A 25,586-nucleotide genomic window follows, 5' to 3' on the forward strand; every position below is an offset into this window, starting at 1 on the left:
CTGGGGCGGTCTCCTCCCAAAGAGTAACGGAGGAGCACGAAGGTTGGCTAAGTACGGTCGGACATCGTACGGTTAGTGCAATGGCATAAGCCAGCTTAACTGCGAGACAGACACGTCGAGCAGGTACGAAAGTAGGTCATAGTGATCCGGTGGTTCTGAATGGAAGGGCCATCGCTCAACGGATAAAAGGTACTCCGGGGATAACAGGCTGATACCGCCCAAGAGTTCATATCGACGGCGGTGTTTGGCACCTCGATGTCGGCTCATCACATCCTGGGGCTGAAGTCGGTCCCAAGGGTATGGCTGTTCGCCATTTAAAGTGGTACGCGAGCTGGGTTCAGAACGTCGTGAGACAGTTCGGTCCCTATCTGCCGTGGGCGTTGGATGATTGAGGGGAGTTGCTCCTAGTACGAGAGGACCGGAGTGAACGAACCGCTGGTGTTCGGGTTGTCATGCCAATGGCATTGCCCGGTAGCTACGTTCGGAATCGATAACCGCTGAAAGCATCTAAGCGGGAAGCGAGCCCCAAGATGAGTCATCCCTTGGACCTAGAGTCCACATAAGAGCCGTTCGAGACCAGGACGTTGATAGGTCAGGTGTGTAAGCGTTGTGAGGCGTTGAGCTAACTGATACTAATGACTCGAGAGGCTTAACCATACAACCCAGATGGGTTTTACGTTTTGCTTGAAATACCCAAACTTGATTGAAGTCGAGACTCAAAGCTCGTAAGAGCAGCAGCTTTCCAAATTACCTGATTGGCTTCCTTTAGCCGGTCAGAACAAATTTGTCTGGTGACAATAGCATTGTGGTCCCACCTGATCCCATTCCGAACTCAGAAGTGAAACGCAATCGCGCCGATGGTAGTGTGGGGTCTCCCCATGTGAGAGTAGGTCATCGCCAGACGCCTAATTCTGGTTTCCACTTTGAAAAGTGAAATCAAACAGAGTCGAAAAGGCCACCCAAAGCGGGTGGCCTTTTTTGCTTTGCTGTCTTCCACGTGAAATCGGCTTTCAAAAGCGTGCTTCAGCTGGCAAAATTGCGTCGCCTGCATGGGCACTTGTACCTAATTGGTTATAATCAGGAAGGCTGGATGGACTGTCGTTTAGGTTGTGGTGCTTGTTGTATTGCCCCGTCAATCTCTACTCCCATACCCGGTATGCCCCAAGGCAAGCCTGCGGGTGTGCGCTGTATTCAATTGACGGACGATAATCTCTGCCGTTTATTCGGAGCACCCGAGCGCCCAAGGGTCTGTCTGGCGTTTTCGGCCACGGCTGATGTCTGTGGAACCTCTGCCGAGGAAGCTATCTGGCTGATCACATCCCTGGAACAACTCACGCAATGAATGGCAGGTGACCATGCAATTGACCCGTTATACAGATTATGGCATCAGGATCCTGATGTATATGGCGGTGCAGCCCGAACGCCAGGAGTTATTCCGTATCGCCGAGGTGACCAAGGTCTTTGAGCTCTCACCAAACCATGTCTCCAAAATCATCCATCACTTGGGAAAAAGCGGCTATTTGCAAACCGTCAGGGGAAAGGCCGGTGGGTTCAGATTGGCCCGCCCCAGTGCAGACATTAATCTGGGGCAATTGGTTCGTACGCTGGAGCATTCGCTGGCACCGGTGGATTGTGCCAAACCCTATTGTATTTTGACCCCGGCTTGCCAATTGCGTAATGTGCTGGGTGCCGCTGTTGCAGCCTATTTAGCTGTGCTTGACCGTCACAGTCTGGCCGACATAGTCAGCAATGGGGATGAGCTGATGAAATTACTGCCTGATCCCACTATTTCAGTGCTGCAGTTGGGTTAGTTCCCTGTTTTCGCGCCAAGGCCAAGGGCAGCAGTTGGGATGCTGGAATTAAGTCTATTCCCTCTTTGCTCAAGGACGGCAAGTTGGCCTTAAGAAACGCGACTGTCGTCGGGTGTGGATGGGCTATGGCAACTGTCATACCCGGCCCCTTGCTCAACTCCAGCAGTTGCCTGAATTGTCTTTCCAATCCCTTATGACTGATGTCGTTATCCAGGAATAACTGACGCCTGAGTGACGGCACTCCCCGTTGCTCGGCCATCTCTTCGCCACGGCTGAATTTGGTGGTGGCGCTGTCGATAAAATAGAGTTCACGACTTTTCAGCATTTCCATTAGCCAGGACATGGGGGCTGGCAACTGGGTTAACAGGCTGCCCATATGGTTATTGACCCCTTTGATATAGGGAACACTGTCCATGGCCTGGGCCACTTGTTGCTTGAATTGGCTTTCTGACATCTGATTGGTCAGTCCACCCGGGCCGAGCGTATCACCATTGAGTGCCTGCATTGGCAGGTGCAACATAATTTCGTGGCCCTTTTGATGGCCTTGCTGAGCCAATTTCTTACCCAAAGGGGTATGGGGCAGCACCGAAAGTGTCACCTCGGGGGGGAGGCTTAACACCGCCGTGTCGGTCTGACGATAACCTATATCATCTATAATGATGGCCAATTGCCCGGCATGGGCCGAGGTCAAGCCTGTCGCAAGCAACAAGAAAACGAAAATTAAGCGCACGAAGTAATAGCTTGTGATTATTTATGATTTGTAATCAATGCTATTGCCGAATCCAAGCCGAGGTCAACCTCTGTTTCCTTATTGTTGATAGATATCAGTGGACCTGGTTGGCCACTGATGCTGATATCAGGCTCAATCCCTTTGGCGTGGATGTCGCGGCCATTGGGAGTGTTGTACCTGGCTATGGTCAGTTTAATCGCGCTGTCCGTTCCCAGGGTCGGGATCAGGCTTTGTACCGTGCCCTTGCCGAAACTGGTTTCGCCTATCAGGGTGGCGCGACCATTGTCCTGTAAAGCCGCTGCCAATACTTCGGCAGCCGAGGCCGAACCCTTGTTGATTAACACCATGATCGGGATGTTGCCGACCATGGTCTGCGGCGAGGCAAAATAGTCGGAATTGGCGTCGAAGAAACGTCCTTCGGTGGACACTATTCTGCCCTTAGCCAGAAAGAGATCCGCAATCTTGATGGCCTGGTCCAATAACCCGCCGGGATTATTGCGTAAATCCAATACCAATCCGTTCATGGCCTGCCCCCGCCATTGCCGCAGTTGGGCCATCATGTCTTCGGCAGTGTTGTCTTGAAAGCTGCTGAGCCTGATGTAACCAATGCTGCCGCTCAACCATTTTCCTTCTACCGATTTCACCTGAATTGTTTCAGGGGTCAGGGTTACGGCGAAAACCTGATCATCATTGTTGTGTTGCAGTTCCAGGTCCAACGCCAGATTGTTGATGCTGTGGTAGCGAATTTCCGACAGGGCAACATTGAGATCCAGGCTGCTGACCAACTTGTCATTGATCTTCAGTATCCGGTCGCCGGCCAATATCCCGGCTCTTGCTGCCGGGGAGTTCGGAAAGGGGGCAATAATGTTGAGCTGTTCGCTATTGCCGGACGCGACCTCGAAACCAAAGCCGTAATATTCACCGTGGTTGGCGTCGCGTAAATTGATGAGTTGTTGCCTGTCCAGATATCCCGAATAGGGATCCAGATGATCAAATATGCCCTTGATGGCGGCCTGGATCAGCTCGTCCCTGTCGACCTGATTAACATAATAGGTTTCCACCGTATCCATGATGTCCAGTAACAAGGGGTAGTTGTACTGGCTGCCGAACGATTTAACATGTTCCTGCCCGGTAAGGCTGATGGACAGGCCCAAGGTCAATCCCAGGACCAGGGCGCCAAGGTAACGTAACAGTTGTGACATGGGGGCCCCCTTCGACTGGCGGGGCCCGCTTTACCGACGACAATATCCTGCCGGATCGACGGCTTGCCCCTTATGCCTTATTTCGAAGTATAGGCCAGGCTCGGTTTGTCCACCCGAACGTCCAACCAGTGCAATGGCATCGCCCGTCTGAACCGTGTCACCGGCTTCCTTGAGCAGTGCCTGGGCGTGGCCATAAAGGCTCATGTAACCCTCGCCGTGATCCACCACCATGACCATACCGAAGCCACGCAGCCAGTCGGCAAAGATCACCTTACCCGGCGCAATGGCAAACACATTCTGGCCTTCGGGGGCGGCGAGCATAACGCCCTTCCACTTGATTTGGCCCGAGCGGGTACTGCCGTAGGAGACATTCAGCGCGCCTTTGGTGGGCCAGCCCAGTTTACCTCTTTGGCTCGCCAGCCCCTTCATCGACGGGCTTTCCTTGGCGGCACGCAGGGCTTCTTCCACCACGCGCTTGAGGCTGGCCTCTTCGATTTGCAGCTGCTCAAGTTCGGCGCCGCGCTCAGACAGGGTCTTTTGCAGCTCGTTCAGCGTCAGCTGACGCTGACTTTGCTCGGCGCCCAGGCGCTTGGCCTGATCTTTTTGCTCGACTATCAGGCGCTCCAGGCGGGACTGTTCATCCAATTGCTGGCTGCGCACCTGCTGCAATTCGTCCAGAGTCAGCTTCAGCTGGTCTATGGCCTTGATGCGGGCCTTGTTGAGGTATTGATAATAGGCCAGCATCCGCTCGATCGTCGCCGGACTCTGCTGATTGAGCAGCATCTTACTGTAATCGTGGCTGCCGGCGAGATAGGCGCTGGCCAGTTGCTTCGACAGGCTTTGTTGCTGGCTTTGTTTAAGGCGTTCCAGTTGCTCGCTGCGTTGCTTCAGCTGTTGCAGCTTGGTGCTCACCTTGGCCGATTCACCCTGGGTGCGGTTAATGGCACCTGCGGCATCGGCGATGGCCTTCTCATCCTGCTTCAACAGGGCAATCAGGCGCTCCCGTTGCTTGCCGGTGCTCTTGAGGGCACTTTGCTGTTGGCTGATCTGTGCCTGTATGGCTTTCAGCTCAGACTGCCGCCGCTCCAGATCCGCGGCCTGGAGGGGCAGTGACAATACAAGAAAGCCAGCAAGTATGCCGGCTTTCGACCAACGCAAAGTGCTCAAGTGTCTTGGTTACTCTTTGATAGTGATTAAGGGCTTGCCGGTCATTTCTGCCGGAATTTCCTGTCCCATCAGCGCCAACATGGTGGGGGCCACATCGCTAAGGCGACCACCGGTGGCAATTTCAGCATCCCGGCCCACATAGATAAAGGGCACCAATTCGCTGGTATGGGCTGTATGGGCCTGGCCAGTGCTCGGGTCCTGCATCTGCTCGGCATTACCGTGGTCTGCAGTGATCAGGCATTCGCCGCCCACCTTGGCCAGGGCATCAATCACCCGTCCCAGACAGGCGTCGACCGCTTCACAGGCTTTGACCGCGGCATCGAAGTTGCCGGTGTGACCCACCATGTCGCCGTTGGGGTAGTTACAGATAATGACATCATACTTAGTAGATTCAATAGCTTCTACCAGTTTATCTGTCAGTTCGGCGGAACTCATCTCCGGCTGCAGGTCGTAGGTTGCCACCTTGGGAGAATTGATCAGTATCCTGTCTTCCCCTTCGAATGGTTGCTCCTTGCCGCCGTTAAAGAAGAAGGTGACATGGGCATATTTTTCGGTTTCGGAGATCCGCAACTGGGTCATGCCGCGGTTCTGCAGCACTTCACCCAGGGTGTTGACCAGATCTTCTGATGGAAATGCCACGGCTGCCTTAATGTCGGCAGCATATTCGGTCAGCATCACGAAGTTCAGCTTGGGCGTATGTTGACGCACAAAACCGTCAAAATCGGCATTGATGAAGCTGCGGCTGATTTGGCGGGCGCGATCGGCGCGGAAGTTCATGAAAATCAGTGCATCACCGTCCTTCATCACGGCGGCTGACTCACCCTCTGGCACTATGGCTGAGGCTGCAACAAACTCGTCATTTTCATCACGACCATAGGCCGCCTCCAGTGCGGTGACCGCATTGGTGAATTCGAATTTGCCCTTGCCCTGGGTTAACAACTCATAGGCCTGAGACACGCGGTCCCAGCGGTTATCGCGATCCATGGCGTAATAGCGACCGACGATGGAGGCAATGCGGCCTGTGCCCAGTTCGGCAAACAGCTCATTGAAATGGGCCAGACTGCTCTTGGCGCTGCGCGGCGGCGTGTCTCGGCCATCGAGGAAGGCATGCAGGAATACCTGGTTGGCACCGCGGGCCACGGCCATGCGGCACATGGCTTCAATATGCTCTTCGTGGCTGTGTACGCCACCGGGCGACAACAGGCCCATAATGTGCACGGCGCCGTTGGCGGCAATGGCGGCATCTACCGCCTGGCACAGGGCCGGATTGTGTTCAAACTCGCCATCGCTGATGGCCTTGGAGATGCGGGTCAGCTCCTGGTAGACCACACGGCCTGAACCCAGGTTGATGTGGCCTACTTCGGAGTTGCCCATTTGGCCGTCGGGCAGACCGACGTCAAATCCGGAACCGGAAATCAGCCCATGGGGGCGAGTGGCATTGAGCTGGTCCAGAACCGGGGTGTTAGCGTGAAAAATCGCATTGCTGGCGGTGTCTTCACGGTAACCCCAGCCATCCAGGATCAATAATGCCAGAGGACGTTTTGCTGTCATGGTGGTGTACCTTCAAGATTGAGAAAGTTATAGAAGCGTCAGAATCGGAAATTGCTCAAATACTACTACGACTGCAGGGGTGGGACAAAGGCATTTGCCCCTAATGCGAGCGCGGACGGCTTTTGTGACGCCGACGGGGTTTGCCCGGGTGCGGGATGCTGCATTCTGCCATGTCGGTGGTATACTCTGAGCCCTCAATTGTTATTGGACAGCGACCTTAATTAACATCATGCAAGAATATATCGAGTTTTTTCGCAGCAACCCCATGTTGAGTCTGGCCTGGGCCGGTTTGTTTATGGCGCTGATCGTCAGCGTATTCAAATCAGTCACTTCCAAGGTCAAAAACATCAGCCATCAGGAGCTGGTGCAGTTGGTCAATAAGCAAGGGGCCAAGGTAGTGGATGTGCGCGGTAAAGAGGATTTCCGTAAGGGCCACATAGTGGATGCGCTTAACATCAGCATGGCTGAGATTAAAAATAATCAACTCTCCGCCCTTGAAAGCGCCAAGACCAGCCCCATTATATTGGTATGCAACGCTGGCATGACCTCATCTCAAGCGGCTCAGCTTTTGGTTAAACAAGGTTTTGAGCAAGTGTTTAATCTCAAGGGTGGTATGGGTGACTGGCAGGCAGCCAATATGCCTGTTTCAAAAAGCAAAAGATAAGCGGTCGGCGATGGGTTCCAGGTTTAAACGGCGGTTCCCATTCGGCATTCGGATCCTGTGATCGGCAAAGGGCTAAGCGGTTTTTTGGCGGACGAGATCAAACACCCGGGATGGTTTGAGTTCCAAAGGATTTCAGGCAGTCGGGCCCAAAATTACTGGCTTTCAATGAAAAAGCCGATTCAACTTTTTGATAGGTAGGAAATTATGGCTGAAGTAGCAAATAACGAACAACAAGCCCCACAGTTCAACATCCAGCGCGTTTACACCAAGGACATGTCTTTCGAAACGCCAAACAGCCCTGGCGTATTCCAGAAGGAATGGAGCCCAGAGGTGAAGCTGGATCTGGATACCCGCAGCACCAAGTTGGCCGATGACGTATATGAAGTCGTGTTGTCTGTGACTGTGACTGCCAAGAACGGTGATGAAACTGCCTTCCTGTGTGAAGTTCAACAAGCCGGTATCTTCTCCATCAGCGGCCTGAGCGAGCCACAACTGGCTCACTCTCTGGGTGCCTATTGCCCCAACATCCTGTTCCCATATGCCCGCGAGACAGTGGCCAGCCTGGTTGCCCGTGGTACCTTCCCACAGCTGAACCTGGCCCCGGTTAACTTCGATGCCCTGTTTGCCCAGTATGTGCAACAGCGTGTATCTGCAGAAGCTCCGGCCGAAGAAGCAAACGCGTAACGCAAATGAAAGACACTGCCGATATCACGGTACTGGGGGCGGGCTCTTATGGCACCGCCCTTGCCATTTCTCTGGCCAGTAACGGACACAAGACCCTGCTTTGGGGCCATGATCCCGCTCATGTGGCACGCCTGCAGCAGGCGCGCTGTAACGAAACCTTCCTTCCCGGTATTGCTTTTCCGGATTGCCTGCAGTTGGAGGCGGATCTCGGCAAGGCTCTGCAAGCAAGCCACAATGTGTTGGTGGTGGTGCCAAGCCATGTGTTTGGCAACGTGCTGACCCAGGCCAAGCCTTTACTGCGCAGCGATGCCCGCATCGTCTGGGCCACCAAGGGATTGGAGCCGGAAACCGGTCGACTGTTGCAGGACGTGGCCCGGGATATTCTCGGCGATGCCTTCCCTTTGGCGGTGCTGTCGGGGCCTACCTTTGCCAAGGAGCTGGCCGCAGGCCTGCCGACGGCGATATCCGTGGCTGGAACGGATCCGGTATTTACCCAGGATTTGGTGGAGCTGTTGCACAGCCCCAAACGGTTGCGGGTTTATGCCAACGATGACTTTATCGGTCTGCAATTGGGCGGTGCGGTTAAGAATGTGATCGCCATTGGCGCAGGCATGTCCGATGGTATCGGCTTTGGTGCCAATGCCCGTACCGCGCTGATCACCCGTGGCTTGGTGGAGCTGAGCCGTTTGGGCGAAGCTCTGGGGGCCCAAAGTGCCACCTTTATGGGCATGGCCGGTCTTGGCGATCTGGTGCTGACCTGTACCGACAACCAATCCCGCAATCGCCGCTTTGGTTTGGCATTGGGCAAGGGCTCTGACGTTATGACGGCGCAGGCCGAAATTGGTCAGGTGGTTGAGGGTTACCGCAACACCAAGGAAGTCTATACCCTGGCCCATCGCCTGGGGGTAGAAATGCCGATTACCGAGCAAATCTATCAGGTCCTGTATGAGGATAAATCCCCGTTGGAGGCGGCCAAGGAGCTGCTGGCCAGGGAGAAAAAGTCCGAAACCAAGGGCGAATAAAAGCCGCTCGACAGGGGAAAAAGGATGCTAAAATAGCGTCCTTTTTTTATGGCCTTTTGTTGAGGCCCAGTGGTCCATTTGCCGGGAAATCCAATGTCAGCAGTCAAACATCACCAGGTCATCATCATAGGCGCAGGCGCTGCCGGATTGATGTGTGCGCTTACCGCCGGTTATCGTGGCCGTGATGTGCTCTTGCTCGACAATGCCAAGCAGTTGGGACGCAAGATCCTTATCAGCGGCGGTGGTCGCTGTAACTTCACCAATCTCAATATTGAACCCGCAGCATACCTGTGCCGCAATCCTCACTTCTGCAAGTCGGCGCTGGCGCGTTTTACCCAGTGGGACTTTATCGCCATGGTGGAGCGTCACGGCATCGCCTTTCACGAAAAGACCCTGGGCCAGTTGTTCTGTGATGACTCGGCCAAGGACATAGTGGACATGCTGACCACAGAATGCGATTGGGCAGGGGTCAAGATCCAGTTGCGTACCGAGATCCTGAATGTGCAGGCGCAGGAGGGCGGTTACCTGCTGCTCACCAGTCAGGGAGACCTGAGCTGTGAGTCTTTGGTGATTGCCACCGGGGGCCTGTCCATGCCCAAGCTGGGGGCCACACCCTTCGGTCTGCAATTGGCGCAGCAGTTTGGTTTGAATGTCCTGCCCACCTGTGCCGGCCTGGTGCCTTTTATCCTGCAACCCCAGGACAAGGCCAACTTCGAACAGTTGTCCGGCATCAGTCTGCCTGTGGTGGCCACGGCCCAATGTGGAAAGTCCTTCCGCGAGGCGTTGCTGTTTACCCACAGGGGGCTCAGCGGTCCGGCGGTATTGCAGATCTCGTCCTATTGGAAGCCGGGTGAAAGCATCAGCTTTAACCTGTTACCGGACACGGACCTGACATCCTGGCTGAAGGAGCAGTGTGCCGAGTCCCCCAAACTCAGCCTGCGCAACGCCATGGCCAGACTCTTGCCCAAGCGCTTGGTGGAGGTTCTGCAGGAGATGGGGGCGCTGCCGGACAAGGCTTTGAACCAGCTGGGTAAGGCGGAGATTGAATCTCTGCAACAGTATTTCAACGACTGGCGCATTCAGCCCGGCGGCACCGAGGGCTATCGCACCGCTGAAGTCACCCTGGGTGGGGTCGATACCGATGAGCTGTCGTCAAAAACCATGGAAGCCCGCAAGCAACCCGGACTCTACTTCATCGGTGAGGTGGTGGATGTCAGCGGTTGGCTGGGTGGTTACAACTTCCAATGGGCCTGGAGTTCGGGCTACGCCGCCGGCGAGGTGGTTTAGTACGGCTGATGGCTGGGATTAGTCCCAGTCCTTACTGAGTCTGGGGCTGCTTTCCGGTTCAGCCCAAGGAGTAGCCCCAACGCCAGCGACCAGAGGGCTGCCAGACCTATCTGATAGGGTTTTGGCAGCATAAAGGTCAGTGTATGGGCCGGGATCCAGAACCACAGCAGAGAGAGCAGGCTTTTATCCAGATGTTGCCAGTCATTTATGCCTGCCGCCAGGTTATCTAACCAGCGATGCAGGATCACCAACAGGGGGCCAAATTGCAAATTAATGGCAACCGAGAGCAGTAAGGCAAAACCCAAAGTCCCGGGAGATGCCACAGCAAAATAATCCAGCAAGTTGCCAACAAAACCTGGAAAACCGATAAAGGCCAGCTTGATTAGCAGCGCCAGCACAATCCAAATTAGCGCCTTCTTGGCGCTGGCTGCCAGAGGAAAGGGCCAGTACAGGCGGCGCTCGCCGGCACAGCATGCCAGGGCCTCGCCCAAGGTGCCCAGCAGGGCGAACTGTGTCATGGCGGACACAAAAGGGAACTGAACAACAAACTCAAGATAACTCATCGTGACTCCAAATGATCAGACTTGTCGTCGCCCACGGCGTCAGGGTGGCACTTTGCCAGCTTTTGTCTTTCCTCCCCTTGATCTGGCGCAACTTATGTTATTCGTATGTTGCGATAGCATTGTGTCCACTAACAAGCCTGAATGGATGCCCCAGCTATGAACACTTTTTCCCTGCTAATCGATGGTATGAAAGTTGAAGGTCAGGGCAAGCCCTTTGCTGTCCTTAATCCGGCCACCCGAGAAGTGGCCGCCCTGTGCCCTGCGGCCAGCTTGGCACAACTGGACCAAGCCGTGGACTCCGCCCGGGCAGCCTTTCGGGAGTGGCAGTATTGCCCGGATGAGCAAAGAAGCGCCCTGATCAACGCGATCGCCGATACCTTGGAGCAGCACAGCGAAGAGCTGGCAATGCTGATAGTGACCGAGCAAGGCAAACCGATGGATCTGGCTCGTTTTGAACTGGGAGGCGCTATTGCCTGGACCCGGGCCACGGCGGCCATGGTGCTGGAAGATGAAGTGCTGGAAGACAGCGATGCCAAACGAGTCACCATGCATTACAAGCCACTGGGGGTGGTGGGTTCCATCACTCCCTGGAACTGGCCACTGATGATAGCCATCTGGCATATCATTCCGGCGCTGAAAACAGGTAATACCTTGGTGTGCAAGCCCTCAGAGCTGACGCCATTGAGCACAATGCGTATGGTGGAGCTTATCAGCCCTCTGTTGCCCCACGGCGTCATCAATCTGGTTTGCGGCGGCGCCGAACTGGGAGCGGCCATGGCTGGCCATGTCGGTATCAACAAATTGGCCTTTACCGGCTCTATTCCCACGGGCCAGGCCATCATGCGCACAGCCGCCCGTGACCTTAAGCGACTGACACTGGAGCTGGGCGGCAACGACGCTGGCATAGTGCTGGCAGATGCCGATGTGAGCGAGATTGCCATGGGCATCTTCCAGGGGGCTTTTATCAATATGGGCCAAACCTGCGCGGCGCTCAAACGCCTGTATGTGCACGAATCCTTGCACGATGCCCTGATCGCCAAACTGGTTGAGCTGGCTGAGAGCCAGGTGGTGGGCAATGGTATGAAGCCTGGCGTGACCTTCGGTCCCATCCAGAACCAAAAGCAGTTTGAGCGCATCTGTGCTTTGGTAGATGACGCCAAAGCCCGGGGTGCCACTGTGCATTGTGGCGGCACACCACTGCAGGGGCCAGGATATTTCTATCCGCCCACCTTGGTATCCGGTTTGACGCAGGGCAGTCCTCTGGTGGATGAGGAGCAATTTGGTCCTGTATTACCTATTATCCGTTATCGCGATCTGGACGATGCCATCGCGCAGGCCAATGCCAACGTCTGCGGTCTGGGCGGCTCTGTGTGGGGCAAGGATCCACAACAATTGGCAGCCACGGCCAATCGCCTGCAGTGCGGCACCGTCTGGTTTAACAGCCATGCCCAGGTGGCGCCCAATGCCCCCTTTGGCGGTTGCAAATTATCCGGCATTGGCGTGGCCTTTGGCATCGAGGGACTCAAGGAGTTTGTCCAGCCCCAGGTGATACACACTTTCAAATAAGCTGGATACATAAGAGTTGAGGGGCGTGGGCAGCAACTATCTGCAACCTGCGCTTCCTTCCACTGTTTGAACTGGGCGTAAACTAAGGGATTTGTCAGCGGAATAGTGCAATCTGCGCGGTAAGATTGCGTCGCAGGCATCCGGGGTTAAGGCACAAAGGAGTCTGTCTCATACTTCACTTATGCTGCGGTTGTCTTGGTACTTTGTGACCAAAGAGACAGACCAGGGCTGAATGCAGTTTTTTATTTACCACTTCTCTGGTCTGGTTCGGCTCATGCAGGACCAAGTCCCAAATATTATAAGTCTGCTAACCCGTTATCCCTGTCTTTGAATCATCTGTGCATAGTGGGGGCACAGCTGCAACCAAGTCTGGAGCAGCTGCTACACTAACGTTACCTGTTTAAGTCATTAATGGAAGAATGGCCGCATAACCGTGGCCTCAGGGGCAATCATGGACGAACTCCAGACCGTTTTGATAGTTGATGATGTGCGCACTAATAATCTGGTCATGGCCCAATGCCTCAAGGGGTTGTACCAGATCCGCGAGGCCAGCAATGGCCACGACTGCCTGCGTGAAGCCCGCCGCTACCCTCTACCTTCTTTGATCCTGCTGGATGTGATCATGCCCGTGCTTGATGGGTACGAGGTGTGCCGACTGCTGAAGTCCGATCCCGTGACGGCGGATATTCCGGTTATTTTTGTTACCGCCAAGGATGCCGATGAGGACGAACAGAAGGGATTGGAGCTGGGGGCCGTTGATTACATTACCAAACCCATAAGGCCGGCCATAGTTCGGGCACGGGTGTCGACCCATGTGCAGCTCAAACAGCACAGGGACAAGCTGCAATTTATGGCGCTGCACGATCAGCTGACCGGACTCTATAACCGCCGCTATTTGCTGGAGAGTGCGGAGCAGCGGCTGGCCAAGGTTAGCCGTCACAGCAGTCATCTGTCGGTGGTTATGATCGACGTCGATCATTTCAAAAAGATCAATGACGAGCACGGTCATGACAAGGGGGACATGGTGCTGCAACAGCTGGCCGCCTTGCTCAAGGCCAATACCCGTCGCGAGGACGTGGTGGCCAGGATCGGGGGCGAGGAGTTCGTCATCTTGATGGACTGTGCCCTGGAGGCCGCAACTTATCGCAGTCAAAGGTTGCTGCATTTGATTGTGGACATGTGTCCCGCGGGACTCAAGGTCAGCTGTAGTCTGGGGGTCGTGCAGGCCAATGCCAAACATCCGGACTTTTCATACTGGTTGAAACGCGCCGACCAGGCCGTGTACCAGGCCAAATCCCGGGGGCGCAATTGCGTGGTCGTTGCAGGGGATGACACATCCGTGCTGCTTGAGGAGCCATCCCTGTGAAGCGGCTATGGCTGTTGCTTACCCTGTGCTGGCTGGCCGCCTGTGGCGGGCAACCGGCCACCAAAGTCGTGATTGCCATCAATCCCTGGCCCGGTTATGAGTTGCTGTATCTGGCACAGCAGCAGGGTTACTTTGCCGAAGAAGGGCTGCAGCTGGAATTGGTGCAGGTGGCGAGTCTGTCGGATGCCCAGCGCGCCTACCTTGCCGGTGGTGTGGATGGGTTCACCGGCACTCTCATCGAAGCGGTGCAAGTGGCCATGCTTGGGGGCAAGCCACTGAAGATTGCCTTGCTGGCCGATTATTCCGCCGGTGCGGACCTGATAGTTGCACCGGAGCACTTTACCTCTATGACTCAGCTGAAAGGCAAAACCATAGGGTGCGAAGTCAGTTCTCTCGGTATTTATATTCTGGCCCGGGCCTTGATGGCCAATGGTATGACTCTGGATGACGTTAAGGTGATCAATGTCGAGCAGGGCGATGGTAATCGCCAATTGGCGGCGGGAACCATAGACGCCATGGTCACCTACCCGCCATATTCCATTGCCTTACTCAAACATGAAGGCATGCAACAATTATTCTCGACCCGGGAAATTCCCGGTGAGGTTCTGGACATAGTGTCTGTGTCCGAGAGCTTGCTGCGGCGTGCGCCTGATTTCCCGGCCAAGTTGCAGAATGTCTGGCAAAAAGCCCTGGAATACCACATGCGCCATCCGCAGGAGGCCAACGCACTGATGGCCAGGCGCGAAGGAATCAGTGCTGCCGAGTTTAATGCCTCCCTGAATGGCTTGGCCTTGCTGACAAGTGAGTCGCAGCAGCAGCTGTTGGCCGATAGGGAGCGTCTCAGGGGCATGCTTGGCTCTGTATGCGACACCCTGACACGGATCCAGGCCGTTAGCGGGACCTGTGACAAGCTGCCGTATCTCTTTATTGGTGGAGGGGCGAGCCAATGATGTCCTTGATGCCGCGGGAAAGCATCGCCTACAAGCTTAACCTCGCGACCCTGTTCTGTGCCTTGCTGGTGTGCCTGCTTGTCAGCCTCTATTACCTGAACGAGGTCGATAAGCGTATTCGCAGTCAGGCCGATCTTGAACTCACGGATCTGGTGGGGGCGCTTAATCTGGCGCTGGAAACCCAGGCCGATCAAGCCAATATGCAACGGGTTGCCGGCGCATTGGCTGCCCGCAGCAGCATATTCCAACTGTCTATCATCAATGCCGACACCCTGGAGATAGTGGCCGACAATCATATCCAGCATCAGAGCCAGCCCATGGAGCGGGTGTTGGATGGCGACAGTCAGGGATTGGTGCGCAGCGTAACGGGCGAGGCTTCCGGTCAGCAGCGCTATTCGAAAGAGGGTCAGATATTTCAGGCGGTGTTGGTGTATCTGATCTCACCCGAAGTGCAGCGTCTGCGGCCCTACGTGGTGTTTATCGGCTACGACCCGGAGCCGATCCGCAGCGAAGCCATGGAAGAGCTGGTGGACTACATTGCCATCCAGCTGCTGGGCTTTGCGCTCCTGTTGTTGATAAACCTCTACACCCAGCGCAAGTACGTACTTAAACCCATAGGTCGGATTGCATCGCAAATCGCCGCCCATGGCACAGAACACACCCTCAGCCTGGATAACAAGGATGAATTTGGTCTGCTGGTGGAAAGTTATAACGCGGCAATCCGTGAACGGTTGCAACAGCAGCAGGAGCTGGAGGACTCCCGCCGCTATATCGACAGCGTGATCAACGTTATTCCGGTGCAATTGGCCTACGTGGATGCCGAGCGGCGCTACCGTTTTATCAACAGTCGCTACCTGCAGCTGCTGCAGAAAACCGAAGACGAAGTGCTGGGCAAAAAGGTGGCCGAAGTCTTGCCGCCTGAGCTGGAAGAGACGGTGCGGCCTCATCAGCTGCAGGCCTTGGCGGGTCGCAGACAAGAGTTCGAGACCGAATCGACCAATGAACAGGGGCAGACCCAGTTCGTGCAGGTGACCTACATGCCGGATGTGGACGCCAGCGGCACTGTGGTTGGTTTCTTTTCCTGTATCGAAGATCTCACCGCCATCAAGCTTAACGAACTCAAGATAGAAAACTATGCCAGGGAGCTGGAGTTCCATAACCTGGCCCTGTCCGAGGCCAGCGAGAAGGCCGAGTCGGCCGCCCGGGCCAAGGCGGACTTCCTCGCCTGTATGAGTCATGAGATCCGCACGCCAATGAATGGGGTCATAGGCATACTCAGTCTTTTGGCGCGCACCGAACTGTCGGCCCAGCAACAGCACTATGTGGATGTCGCCTCATCGAGCGCCGAGTCACTCCTGAGCCTGCTCAATGACATATTGGATTTTTCCAAGATTGAGTCGGGGAAATTTGAAATCGAAACCCTGCGTTTTGACCTGATCCAATTGCTGGACGAATTTGTGCAGCCCATGGCCCTCAAGGCCGAAGAAAAAAGGCTGCACCTCTTGCTCGATGTCACCGCCGTTGGTCACCGCTGGTTGCTTGGCGACCCGGGGCGCTTGCGGCAGGTACTGTTTAACCTGGTGGGCAATGCCATTAAGTTTACTCAGGCGGGTTGGATAGCCATTCGGGTCAGCAGTGAGGCGGAGACGGACAAGCAAGTCAGGGTCAGGATAGCCATAGAAGATACCGGCATAGGCATACCCGCAGCCAAGCTGGCCCAGTTGTTCAATCCCTTCACCCAGGCCGACAGCTCTACCACCCGCCACTTTGGCGGCACCGGCCTGGGGTTGTCCATTGCCAGGCGACTGTGTGAGTTGATGCAGGGGGACATTCGTGCCAGCAGTGTTGAACACGTGGGCAGCACCTTCGAATTCAATGTGCTGTTGGCGGTGAGCGAAACGCCCGCCGACAGGCATTGGCCCCCCGAATTGCAGGGGCGACTGTTGCTGCTTGGGGGGGATTGCGGGGCCAACGAGACAGTGCTGGCCGAGTTGCTGCAATCCTGGGGTGCCGACGTGAAGGTGTTGCCGGGCAGGCAAACCGTGGCGGCCAGCCCCGAACTGAGCCGGGCCAAGGGCTTTATTTACAGCCTGCCTCCCCAGAGTCCGGTCTCCGAAGAAATACAGTGGCTGACTTCACTGGCCTGTGATCAGGCAACCAAGAGTCTGGCTGTGGTGTCTCACGAGCAGCATTTGCAGTTGTTGCCCAGCGCCAACAAGGACCACGTGGCGGTACTGTGCAGGCCCTTGTCCCTGTTCTCGCTGATGGCCTGGTTGGGACTGGAGGAGCTGCCGGAACCATTGCGGGACGGTGGCAATGACGATATTCCCGTGGTCGCCGGCCAACCCAGGGTGCTGTTGGTGGAGGACAACAGGGTTAATCAGATGGTGGCCATGGGCTTGCTGCATGAGTTGGGACTGGAGGCCGATCTGGCCGTCAACGGTCTGGAGGCGCTCGACAAGCTGCAACTGAGCAATGAGGGGCACTTTCAGGCGGTGTTGATGGATTGCCTGATGCCGGCCATGGACGGTTATCAGACCACGGCGATGATCCGCCGTGGTGAGGTGGGCGAACACTGGCGCCATATTCCGATCATCGCCATGACCGCCAACGCCATGAAGGGCGACCGCGAACACTGTCTGGAGTCAGGTATGGACGACTACATCTGCAAACCGCTGATTATGTCGGTCGTGCGTCAGGTACTGGGCCGTTGGCTTGGCGGTATGCCTTTGCCCAAGGTCGCCGAATCCAACGCACCCCAGACCCGGGAGGGGGCCCTGTTTGACCGGGAGGCCATGCTCAAGCTGATGTCCGGAGACCCGGGCCTGCTCAATGAGATATTGGCGGTCTTCGTTGATGAAATGCGTCACCACAGGGCGGCCTTTCTCCAGGCGATGGACGATCAGGATTTTCCCGGCATTCGAGCCAGTGCACATTCCATAAAGGGGGCCGCGGCCAATTTGGGCATGACCCCCCTGGCCAATATGGCCAGACGCATGGAGGTGGCCGCCAGGGAAAGGCAACGGGACATACTGTCCCTGGCCCAGGACGAGTTTCTGCAGATCCTGGATGACACCCTGGTGGCATGCCAGTGTCAGGAAGACAGGGTGTGAGCTGGCGCGCCGATTTCAAGCTTGTCACCTTCGGCCCGGGTCAAAGTGTGGTATGTTAACGGCCTAGAATCCCTAGTTTTTACTGCCAGAAGGAATCATGCCATGGCCACAGCCAGAATCGGTATAGTCACAGTCAGCGACCGCGCCAGCGCAGGAGTCTATGAAGACCTCTCGGGTAAGGCAATCATCGATACCCTGGGCCAGTACCTGACCTCGGCCTGGGAGCCGGTATACAGACTGATCCCCGATGAGCAGGTGGAGATTGAGCGGACCCTGATCGAGCTGGCCGACAATGAAGCCTGCTGTCTGATAGTGACCACGGGGGGCACTGGGCCCGCCAAACGTGATGTGACCCCCGAAGCCACCGAGGCCGTATGCCACCGCATGATGCCGGGTTTCGGCGAGCTGATGCGTGCCGAGTCTCTCAAGTTCGTGCCCACGGCCATTTTATCGCGCCAGACCGCCGGTCTGCGTGATGACACCCTGATAGTCAACCTGCCGGGCAAACCCAAATCCATTCGTGAATGTCTGGATGCCGTGTTTCCTGCCATTCCCTATTGCATAGACCTGATGGAAGGGCCTTATCTGGAATGCAACGAGGACGTCATCAAGGCCTTCAGACCCAAGAAATGACCTTGCTGCGGACCCTGTTCGTACTGCTGTTGTTGGCTCTGGGCGGCTGTTCTTCCGCACCTGAGCCACAGACTCCTGCTCCTGAACCTGCCAGGGCGGCTCCCGGGATCCCCAGGGACAGCCTGCTGGCTTTGTTCCGCGAATGGCAGGGTACGCCCTATCGCCTTGGCGGCAGTGACAGGCGGGGCATGGACTGCTCGGCCCTGGTACAACTGGCCTATCAAAGCACCCAAGCCCTGGCATTGCCCCGCACCGTTGCCGAGCAGGCCAGACTGGGTCGGCCTGTGCCCTTGGCCGAGGTGGTGCCGGGGGATCTGTTGTTTTTCAAGACGGGTCGGCGTCAGCAACATGTGGCCATAGCTCTGGGCGAGCGACGTTTCCTGCACGTGTCCACCAGTCAGGGGGTGATTATTTCCACCCTCGACAATCCCTTCTGGGCAACGGCTCTGTTACAGGCCCGCCGACTCCTCTGACCTAAGCCCAAGTGCCAACTCTCGTTTGGCATGCTATGGTGATTCGCTGTATACCCGTCTCAAATCAACGCGATAAGGACATGCATCATGACAGTTAAGCGTAAATTAGGCCTGCTGGGCGCCCTGGCGGCCCTGGGGATCAGCACCGCAGTTTGGGCGGCACCCACCTTTATCAACATACTCACAGGCGGCACCAGCGGGGTCTACTATCCCATAGGGGTGGCCCTGTCGCAGATTTACGGCAAGGACATCGAGGGCGCCAAAACTTCGGTGCAGGCCACCAAGGCGTCGGTGGAAAACCTGAATCTGCTGCAGACCGGTCGGGGCGAACTGGCGTTGGCGCTGGGGGATTCGGTGTCCGCAGCCTGGAAGGGCGACCTGGATGCCGGCTTCAAGGCACCCCTGGACAGGCTCAGAGCCATAGGCGCCGCCTATCCCAACTACATTCAGCTGGTGGCCAACAAGGATGCCGGCATCAAAACGCTGGCGGACCTCAAGGGTAAGCGTATCTCTGTCGGTGCACCCAAATCCGGTACCGAGCTTAATGCCCGCGCCATTCTGGCCGCGGCCGGTCTGAGTTATCAGGACATGGGCAAGGTGGAATTTCTGCCCTATGCCGAGTCGGTTGAGCTGATTAAGAACCGCCAGCTCGATGCCACCCTGCAATCCTCAGGTCTGGGCATGGCGGCGATTCGCGATCTCGCCGCCACCATGCCAATTAACTTTGTTGAGATCCCGGCAGAGGTGATTGGCAAGATAGGCAATGCCGCCTATCAACCCGGCATCATCCCGGCCAACACCTATGAAGGCCAGGATGTCGAGGTGCACACGGTTGCCATCCAGAATTTGTTTATCAGCCACGCCAGGGTCAGCGATGACACCGCCTATCAGATGACCAAGTTGCTGTACCAAAACCTGGAGCGTCTGGGCAATGCCCATGCCGCGGCCAAGGCCATAGATCCCAAGAGCGCCGCCCATAATCTGCCGCTGCCGCTGCATCCCGGGGCCGAGCGCTTCTTCCGCGAAGCGGGCCTGCTTTAATTTCCAAATAATGGGCCCCGATAGGGGCCCGCAGGAGAGCTAATGACCGACTCCCAACAGGGACTGGAAGCCGCGACCGGGGATTGGCCCAGGGCGCTGTTTTCAGTCGCCCTGCTGTTTTCCAGTTTTCAAATCATCACCGCCGCTTTTCATCCTGTGTCGACCCAGGTGCTGCGTTCGGTGCATGTGGGCTTTTTACTGTTGCTGGTGTTTATCAGCTTTCCGGCCCTGGGCAAGGGGCGTCCCTGGCAGCCCTTGGGCTGGCTGCTGGGCTTGTTGGGCATGGGCACGGCCGCCTACCAATGGATCTTCGAGGCCGAGCTTATCCAGCGCTCCGGTGAGCTGACCGACATGGACATGTATGTGGGTATAGCCCTGATAGTGCTGGTATTTGAGGCTGCTCGGAGGGTGATGGGACCGGCGTTGCCGCTCATCTGTGGCCTGTTCCTGGCCTATGGTCTGCTTGGGCAGTATCTGCCCGGCGATCTGATGCACAGGGGCTACGGTCTCGACCTGATAGTGAACCAGCTGTCCTTTGGCACCGAGGGACTCTATGGCACCCCCACCTATGTTTCTGCCACCTACATTTTCCTGTTTATCCTGTTCGGTGCCTTTTTGGAGCAGGCGGGGATGATCCGCCTGTTTACCGACTTTGCCATGGGCCTGTTCGGCCACAGGATCGGCGGACCGGCCAAGGTGTCCGTGGTGTCATCGGCGCTGATGGGTACCATCACGGGCTCAGGTGTGGCCAACGTGGTGACCACGGGGCAGTTCACCATTCCCTTGATGAAACGCTCCGGCTACCGCGCCGCCTTTGCCGGTGGGGTGGAAGCTACCGCCAGCATGGGCAGCCAGATCATGCCGCCCATCATGGGCGCCGTGGCCTTTATCATGGCCGAGACCATCAATGTGCCCTTTTTTGAAATTGCCCGGGCGGCGCTGCTGCCGGCCATGCTCTATTTCGGTTCGGTATTCTGGATGGTGCACCTGGAAGCGCGCCGGGCCGGACTCAAGGGGCTGAGCCGCGATGAGTGCCCCAATCCCTGGCAGGCATTGGCCGCGCGCTGGTATCTGCTGATCCCGCTGCTGGTGCTGATTGGACTGTTGTTTTCCGGCCGTACACCGCTGTTCTCCGGCACTGTGGGCCTGGCGCTGACCGCCATGGTGATCCTCGGCTCGGCACTGATCCTGGGGGTATCTTCCAAGGCCATGCGCCTGGTGTTCTGGATTGCCCTGGGGCTGCTGTGTGCCGGCTTTTTCCGCCTCGGCATAGGTGTGGTGTTCGGGGTGATAGGTCTGCTGGTGCTGGCCTGCTTTTGGGTCAGGGGCGGGCGCGATACCCTGAGATTGTGCCTGCACGCCCTGGTGGAGGGCGCCCGTCATGCGGTGCCCGTGGGTATAGCCTGTGTGCTGGTGGGGGTCATTATCGGCATAGTCTCGCTTACCGGCATAGCCTCCACAGTGGCGGGTTACATTCTGGCCGTGGGCCAGGACAACCTGCTGCTGTCGCTGGTGCTGACCATGTTCACCTGTCTGGTGCTCGGCATGGGCATTCCCTCGATCCCCAATTACATCATCACCAGTTCCATTGCCGCCCCGGCACTGCTGGATCTCGGCGTGCCCCTGGTGGTGTCGCACATGTTCGTGTTCTATTTCGGCATCATGTCGGATTTGACCCCGCCGGTGGCCCTGGCCTGCTTTGCCGCCGCCCCCATAGCGCGGGAGAAGGGGCTGAAGATCAGCCTCTGGGCCATACGTATCGCCATCGCCGGTTTTATCATTCCCTACATGGCGGTCTATGATCCGGCGCTGATGCTGCAGGGGGACAGCCTGTGGGCCACGGCCTATGTGGTGACCAAGGCGCTGCTGGCCATAGGGCTTTGGGGTGCTGTGTTTACCGGCTTTCTGTGGCGGCCCTTGAACTGGTTCGAGCGCCTGCTGGGCTTTGGCGCCGGTGCCAGCCTGATCCTCGCGACACCGGTCAGTGATGAGCTGGGTTTTGGCCTGCTGCTGGCCTGGCTGCTGCTGCACGGCCTGCGGGCCAGGCGTCAGCCCTGATGCTGGGCCTGTGTCTGGGTATGGCGGGCGTGGTTTGGACCCGGCTGCCACTGGAGCACTTCAGTCTGCAGTGGCAGCACAGTGTCGAGAAAATCCGCTGGGAGGAGGACTATCGGCTTGAAAGCCAGGGGCTGCGCTTGGTGGAGGCCAGGGTGCGCGGCACCGGCGCCGGAATGGAAATCCCCGATGATGCCTGGTATGCCGATGGCAGCTGGCACTATGTCCCGGCGCTGGCACCCATTCCCGTGCTCAGCCTGGGGCGAAGTCCGCAGGTGGCGGATTGGCAATTGTGCCGGGACGGTGAATGCCATGAGTTGAGCCATTGGCTGGGGCCACCTCAGGCCGAGGTGGAACTTTGGCCCTGCACGGCCAATTGAGTTCAGAGGCCGAGGAAAAATAATACGCACAGGCTGGGGCTCAGTGCGCGCACCTCCAGCGGTTGTTGTGCCAGCAGCAGCTCTCCCGGGCTTAGCCTGGGCGTCATGCCCTCGATGGCGAGGGCGCCACTGTGGAGATAGACGCCATACTGACCCGGGACAGTCGTTTCACCGTGTCTGGCCGAGGCGCCGTTTTCCAATGAATGGCGCTCGGCATGGAGCAGCAGTTCACCACCCATACCGGCATTGCAGATCAGATTGAAATCGCTGATGGGACCATCCACGAGCCGGGCATTTACCTTGGCTTCGCCTTCAAACTGCCAGGCAGGTGAATCCGGGGTCAGCAGCAGTTGGCCACTGTCCTCGCCATGGTGCCAGTCAAGGGCCATGCCTTTCCCTTCCAGCAGCAACAAGAGACGACGATAACCACTGAAGTCGCTGAATGGGCCGTCCCGTTCCACCCGGGCACTGCTGATGCGCCAATGGAAATCGCGATCGGCCACCTTGGCACTGGTCGGGCTGATCAGCAGCTCTGTGGTGCTGCCACCGGCCCAGTGGCTGGTGTGGGTTTCGTCTGACTTAATAAGACGATAGGGCATGATTTTGCTCTGCGATTGAGGTAGTTAAGTCATTATGCGACGGGAACGCGACCGCTGCAAAAACAATCCGAAAGGCCGCCCCTAGAGAAACTTCTGCACGTACCAGCAGCTGGCCTGGATCTGCAGGCCCTGGGCCCGGGCCCACTGCAGCCCGGCGCGAACCAATTTTTCGGCCACACCGTGACCGCGCAGCTCCGGCGGTACATAGGTGCTGGTGAAGTTGATCTTGTCGCCGCTGCGCCTGTATTCGAGACGGGCCTCAAAGCCCTCGAGGGGCAGTAGGAAGCAATTGTCCTCTGGGTGGTGCTCTATGGTGCCTTCCATTGTGTCTCCCTGACATCAGTTGGCTGAGGCGCGCGCCTGTTGACGCTGCCGTTTGTATTCCCTGGCTTCCTTGGGGACCGGGCTGACCTTGCCCGTTTCCAGCCAGACCTTGAGACGATTGGCATCTGCCAGGTGGGTGAACTTGCCAAAGGCATCCAGCACCACGAAGGCCACATCCCGCTTGGCCATCTTGGTCAGCATCACCAGGCAGTGGCCGGCCTCGTCGGTGTAACCCGTCTTGGTCAGGTCAATGTCCCAGTTCTTTTTGTTCACCAAGCGGTTGGTGTTGTAAAACGCCAGGCTGTACTTGGGTTTTCTGAAGGTCACGCTGCGGTTGGAGGCACTGCTGAGTTCGCCGAGCAGCGGATGCTTGCGTGCCTCCCGCAGCAGCAACAGCAGATCGCTGGCGCTGGAGACGTTGCTGGTGGACAGCCCCGTGGGCTCGACAAAATGACTGCTGTGCATACCCAGGGCTTTGGCCTTGGCATTCATGGCCGCGATAAAGGCCTTGTAACCACCGGGATAATGGTGGGCCAGGGTGGTGGCGGCGCGATTTTCCGATGACATCAGGGTCAGCGCCAGCAGATCCCGGCGTTTCAGCTGGCTGCCCAGGCGCACCCGGGAAACCACGTTTTTCATAATTGCGGCCTGGCTGACATCCACCGCCAGATATTCATCCAGTGGCAGCTTGGCATCCAGCACCACCAGCCCCGTCATCAGTTTACTGACCGAGGCTATGGGCAACACCTGATCCGGATTGCTGGAAAACAGTACTTCATTGGTGTTGAGATCCACCGCCAGGGCGCTGCCCGAGGCCAGTTCCAGTTGTGGCTTGGATGCGGCGGATACCGAGAGGGAAACACAAACAAGCAGCAGGCCGGCGAGAGAGGTCAGGTATTTCATGGAGGCGTTAAGTAGTGAACAGATGTCGTCCAAGTGTAATTGAGTGCCATGGCGGCGCCAACAGGGGGGCGAACAAAAGCCCAGCAATCAGCGCAGATCCTGTTCAAGTAATTGCCTGAGTTCGGCGGGTAACTGCGCCTTGGCGCCACTGCTGAAGTCAAACATCACCGCCACCGAGCTGCCTGTGGTGGTCAGGGCCTGCTGACGCTCGCTGAACACCTCGTAATGCAGGGTAAAGCGGTCATCGCGGACATCGCTGATGCTGACGCCCACCAACAGGGTGTCGGGGAAGGTCACGGGGCGCTTGTACCTGGCCTGGTTCTCGCTGATCACCGGCCCCACGCCCTTGGCGTACATGGCACCCAGGGGATAAATGCGGTCGAAATAGTCGATGCGGGCGGTTTCGAAATAGCGGAAGTAGACCACGTTGTTGACGTGTTGCAGGGCATCCATTTCACCCCAGGCAACATTAATGCGGCTCGCGTGGGGGTATTTTTCCAGGAACTTTTCCAGAGGCGTGGACATTTCAAACGCTCGTTTCAGGCAAAAAGGCAGACTAGCAGCATAAGGCGGTGACAACAAGAGGCCGTTATTGCCTGGCGGAAAAACATCAAGGGCGCCCTTGGCGCCCTTGATTTCAGTCGAACTCCAGCTCATCGAAGCTGGAGATAATCCTGTACTTGCCGGTACGCTGCTCCGGCTGGCGCACCATCTGGCAGGTGATCATACCGGCGGCCTCGGCGGCCTTGAGTTCATCCACCACGTCGGATACAAACAGTATCTGTCTTGGAGTCAGGCTGATGGTGTTGACTATGTTGCTGTAGGCCTGCTTGTCGAGCTTGTTGCCGGTGCGGGTGTCGAAGTGGCCGTTGAACAGCTCGGTCAAATCGCCGCCATCGCTGTGACCGAACAGCAATTTTTGGGCGTCCACCGAACCCGATGAAAAGCTGTACACCCTCAGGCCCTGGTCACGGAAACGTTTAATGGCTTCGATAAAGTCGGGGAAGATATGGCCCTTGAATTCACCGCCGGCATAGCCCTGTTTCCAGATAAGGCCCTGCAGCGTCTTGAGCGGCGTGACCTTACGGTCTTCGGCAATCCACTGGCAAAGGATCTCGGCAATCCGGGCAACATCGGCCTCGGGTTCCAGGGCGATATCGCGCACATCGCCCATGCAATAATCCACCAGGGGATTGTGCTGCTGGCTTTGCAGGAAGTCGGCCATCCTTTTGGCGGAATAGGGGAACAGGGTGTCCTGAATAAAATTGAGATCCGTGGTGGTGCCGGCTGTGTCTACAACTATGGCTCTGATACCCATGATATTTGATGCTCCGCTAAACCTTGCCCAAGAATGCAGCCCGATCCTAAAGTGAATTGCCGCGCTTTGCCAGTGCAATCGCTGCCGCCTGCGGCCTGGGACACGAATATTAGCACCAACGACATAATCTGCTGGGCAAGGTCTCGGTCATAGGTCACTATCGGTTGCAGACCGAACCGGGTTG

Annotated in this window: 25 protein-coding genes and 2 rRNA genes (1 of these 27 only partly in view); 17 read left to right on the forward strand and 10 right to left on the reverse strand. The window is 56.9% G+C overall.

The window, feature by feature from the left end:
• From JYB85_RS00210 to JYB85_RS00225, 4 genes are all read left to right on the forward strand, one after another.
• A 23S ribosomal RNA gene (locus JYB85_RS00210) occupies positions 1-657 on the forward strand (it extends 2,236 nt beyond the left edge of the window).
• Positions 658-787: 130 nt separating this feature from the next.
• Positions 788-903: ribosomal RNA gene (rrf, locus tag JYB85_RS00215) — 5S ribosomal RNA — on the forward strand.
• A 187-nt stretch (positions 904-1,090) separates the two neighbouring features.
• Positions 1,091-1,342, forward strand: coding sequence for a YkgJ family cysteine cluster protein (locus JYB85_RS00220; RefSeq protein ID WP_207380564.1), 252 nt, complete (start codon positions 1,091-1,093; stop codon positions 1,340-1,342).
• Positions 1,343-1,355: 13 nt separating this feature from the next.
• Complete coding sequence (locus JYB85_RS00225; protein WP_207323046.1) at positions 1,356-1,811, forward strand: Rrf2 family transcriptional regulator; 456 nt, start codon at positions 1,356-1,358, stop codon at positions 1,809-1,811.
• On the opposite strand, the gene JYB85_RS00230 is transcribed toward JYB85_RS00225, so the two are convergent.
• Genes JYB85_RS00230 through gpmM form a run of 4 tightly spaced genes read right to left on the reverse strand, consistent with a single transcriptional unit; the run spans position 1,786 to position 6,461 of the window.
• Positions 1,786-2,541 carry a divergent polysaccharide deacetylase family protein gene (locus JYB85_RS00230; RefSeq protein WP_207380565.1) on the reverse strand — a complete coding sequence of 252 codons (756 nt, stop codon included), beginning with the start codon at positions 2,539-2,541 and terminating at the stop codon, positions 1,786-1,788. The genes JYB85_RS00225 and JYB85_RS00230 overlap by 26 nt on opposite strands.
• A 17-nt stretch (positions 2,542-2,558) precedes the next feature.
• Complete coding sequence (locus tag JYB85_RS00235) at positions 2,559-3,743, reverse strand: S41 family peptidase (protein ID WP_207380566.1); 1,185 nt, start codon at positions 3,741-3,743, stop codon at positions 2,559-2,561.
• A gap of 30 nt (positions 3,744-3,773) precedes the next feature.
• Positions 3,774-4,910 (reverse strand): murein hydrolase activator EnvC family protein, encoded by a 1,137-nt coding sequence (locus tag JYB85_RS00240; RefSeq protein WP_207325099.1) that lies wholly within the window; start codon positions 4,908-4,910, stop codon positions 3,774-3,776.
• A gap of 9 nt (positions 4,911-4,919) precedes the next feature.
• Positions 4,920-6,461 (reverse strand): 2,3-bisphosphoglycerate-independent phosphoglycerate mutase, encoded by a 1,542-nt coding sequence (gpmM, locus tag JYB85_RS00245; RefSeq protein ID WP_207380567.1) that lies wholly within the window; start codon positions 6,459-6,461, stop codon positions 4,920-4,922.
• Between the two features lie 229 nt (positions 6,462-6,690).
• Between gpmM and JYB85_RS00250 the strand changes: the two genes are divergently transcribed.
• From JYB85_RS00250 to JYB85_RS00265, 4 genes are all read left to right on the forward strand, one after another.
• Positions 6,691-7,125 carry a rhodanese-like domain-containing protein gene (locus tag JYB85_RS00250; protein ID WP_207321491.1) on the forward strand — a complete coding sequence of 145 codons (435 nt, stop codon included), beginning with the start codon at positions 6,691-6,693 and terminating at the stop codon, positions 7,123-7,125.
• A gap of 204 nt (positions 7,126-7,329) precedes the next feature.
• The gene (gene secB / locus JYB85_RS00255) at positions 7,330-7,809 is read left to right on the forward strand and encodes a protein-export chaperone SecB (protein ID WP_207321492.1); all 480 of its coding nucleotides are present in this window, start codon (positions 7,330-7,332) and stop codon (positions 7,807-7,809) included.
• A gap of 5 nt (positions 7,810-7,814) precedes the next feature.
• Positions 7,815-8,831: an NAD(P)H-dependent glycerol-3-phosphate dehydrogenase gene (gene gpsA, locus JYB85_RS00260; RefSeq protein WP_207380568.1), complete on the forward strand. Its 1,017-nt coding sequence runs from the start codon at positions 7,815-7,817 to the stop codon at positions 8,829-8,831.
• 93 nt (positions 8,832-8,924) lie between these two features.
• Positions 8,925-10,118, forward strand: a complete 1,194-nt coding sequence (locus tag JYB85_RS00265; RefSeq protein WP_207380569.1) for a BaiN/RdsA family NAD(P)/FAD-dependent oxidoreductase — start codon at positions 8,925-8,927, stop codon at positions 10,116-10,118.
• Here the strand turns inward: JYB85_RS00265 and JYB85_RS00270 are convergent.
• A complete protein-coding gene (locus JYB85_RS00270; protein WP_207380570.1) occupies positions 10,115-10,681 on the reverse strand; it encodes a hypothetical protein in 567 nt (188 codons plus the stop codon). The genes JYB85_RS00265 and JYB85_RS00270 overlap by 4 nt on opposite strands.
• Before the next feature lie 156 nt (positions 10,682-10,837).
• On the opposite strand from JYB85_RS00270, the gene JYB85_RS00275 reads away from it, so the two are divergent.
• From JYB85_RS00275 to JYB85_RS00315, 9 genes are all read left to right on the forward strand, one after another.
• The gene (locus JYB85_RS00275; protein WP_207380571.1) at positions 10,838-12,247 is read left to right on the forward strand and encodes an aldehyde dehydrogenase family protein; all 1,410 of its coding nucleotides are present in this window, start codon (positions 10,838-10,840) and stop codon (positions 12,245-12,247) included.
• A gap of 451 nt (positions 12,248-12,698) precedes the next feature.
• Positions 12,699-13,613, forward strand: coding sequence for a GGDEF domain-containing response regulator (locus JYB85_RS00280; protein ID WP_207380572.1), 915 nt, complete (start codon positions 12,699-12,701; stop codon positions 13,611-13,613).
• Positions 13,610-14,563, forward strand: coding sequence for an ABC transporter substrate-binding protein (locus tag JYB85_RS00285; RefSeq protein ID WP_207380573.1), 954 nt, complete (start codon positions 13,610-13,612; stop codon positions 14,561-14,563). The genes JYB85_RS00280 and JYB85_RS00285 overlap by 4 nt, the downstream gene beginning before the upstream one ends.
• Positions 14,560-17,676, forward strand: a complete 3,117-nt coding sequence (locus JYB85_RS00290; RefSeq protein ID WP_207380574.1) for a hybrid sensor histidine kinase/response regulator — start codon at positions 14,560-14,562, stop codon at positions 17,674-17,676. Before JYB85_RS00285 ends, JYB85_RS00290 begins: the two co-directional genes overlap by 4 nt.
• Before the next feature lie 102 nt (positions 17,677-17,778).
• On the forward strand, positions 17,779-18,309 hold the full coding sequence (gene mog / locus JYB85_RS00295) for a molybdopterin adenylyltransferase (RefSeq protein ID WP_207380575.1): 531 nt from the start codon (positions 17,779-17,781) through the stop codon (positions 18,307-18,309).
• Positions 18,306-18,782, forward strand: coding sequence for a C40 family peptidase (locus tag JYB85_RS00300; protein WP_207380576.1), 477 nt, complete (start codon positions 18,306-18,308; stop codon positions 18,780-18,782). Before mog ends, JYB85_RS00300 begins: the two co-directional genes overlap by 4 nt.
• An 87-nt stretch (positions 18,783-18,869) precedes the next feature.
• The gene (locus tag JYB85_RS00305) at positions 18,870-19,823 is read left to right on the forward strand and encodes a TAXI family TRAP transporter solute-binding subunit (protein ID WP_207380577.1); all 954 of its coding nucleotides are present in this window, start codon (positions 18,870-18,872) and stop codon (positions 19,821-19,823) included.
• Positions 19,824-19,865: 42 nt separating this feature from the next.
• Positions 19,866-21,881, forward strand: a complete 2,016-nt coding sequence (locus JYB85_RS00310) for a TRAP transporter permease (RefSeq protein WP_207380578.1) — start codon at positions 19,866-19,868, stop codon at positions 21,879-21,881.
• Positions 21,881-22,258, forward strand: a complete 378-nt coding sequence (locus tag JYB85_RS00315; protein ID WP_207380579.1) for a DUF1850 domain-containing protein — start codon at positions 21,881-21,883, stop codon at positions 22,256-22,258. The genes JYB85_RS00310 and JYB85_RS00315 overlap by 1 nt, the downstream gene beginning before the upstream one ends.
• A gap of 2 nt (positions 22,259-22,260) precedes the next feature.
• On the opposite strand, the gene JYB85_RS00320 is transcribed toward JYB85_RS00315, so the two are convergent.
• The 5 genes from JYB85_RS00320 to mtnC all read right to left on the reverse strand — a co-directional run bounded on the left by JYB85_RS00320 (position 22,261) and on the right by mtnC (position 25,402).
• Positions 22,261-22,857: a HutD/Ves family protein gene (locus tag JYB85_RS00320; RefSeq protein WP_207380580.1), complete on the reverse strand. Its 597-nt coding sequence runs from the start codon at positions 22,855-22,857 to the stop codon at positions 22,261-22,263.
• A gap of 81 nt (positions 22,858-22,938) precedes the next feature.
• Complete coding sequence (locus JYB85_RS00325) at positions 22,939-23,181, reverse strand: GNAT family N-acetyltransferase (RefSeq protein ID WP_207380581.1); 243 nt, start codon at positions 23,179-23,181, stop codon at positions 22,939-22,941.
• A gap of 15 nt (positions 23,182-23,196) precedes the next feature.
• Positions 23,197-24,084 (reverse strand): D-alanyl-D-alanine endopeptidase, encoded by an 888-nt coding sequence (gene pbpG, locus JYB85_RS00330; RefSeq protein ID WP_207380582.1) that lies wholly within the window; start codon positions 24,082-24,084, stop codon positions 23,197-23,199.
• Between the two features lie 87 nt (positions 24,085-24,171).
• Positions 24,172-24,597 (reverse strand): acyl-CoA thioesterase, encoded by a 426-nt coding sequence (locus tag JYB85_RS00335; protein ID WP_207381934.1) that lies wholly within the window; start codon positions 24,595-24,597, stop codon positions 24,172-24,174.
• Between the two features lie 124 nt (positions 24,598-24,721).
• Positions 24,722-25,402: an acireductone synthase gene (gene mtnC / locus JYB85_RS00340; RefSeq protein WP_207380583.1), complete on the reverse strand. Its 681-nt coding sequence runs from the start codon at positions 25,400-25,402 to the stop codon at positions 24,722-24,724.
• Positions 25,403-25,586 lie beyond the last annotated feature (184 nt).

This window comes from Shewanella sedimentimangrovi (assembly GCF_017354965.1).
Lineage (GTDB): Bacteria > Pseudomonadota > Gammaproteobacteria > Enterobacterales > Shewanellaceae > Shewanella > Shewanella cyperi.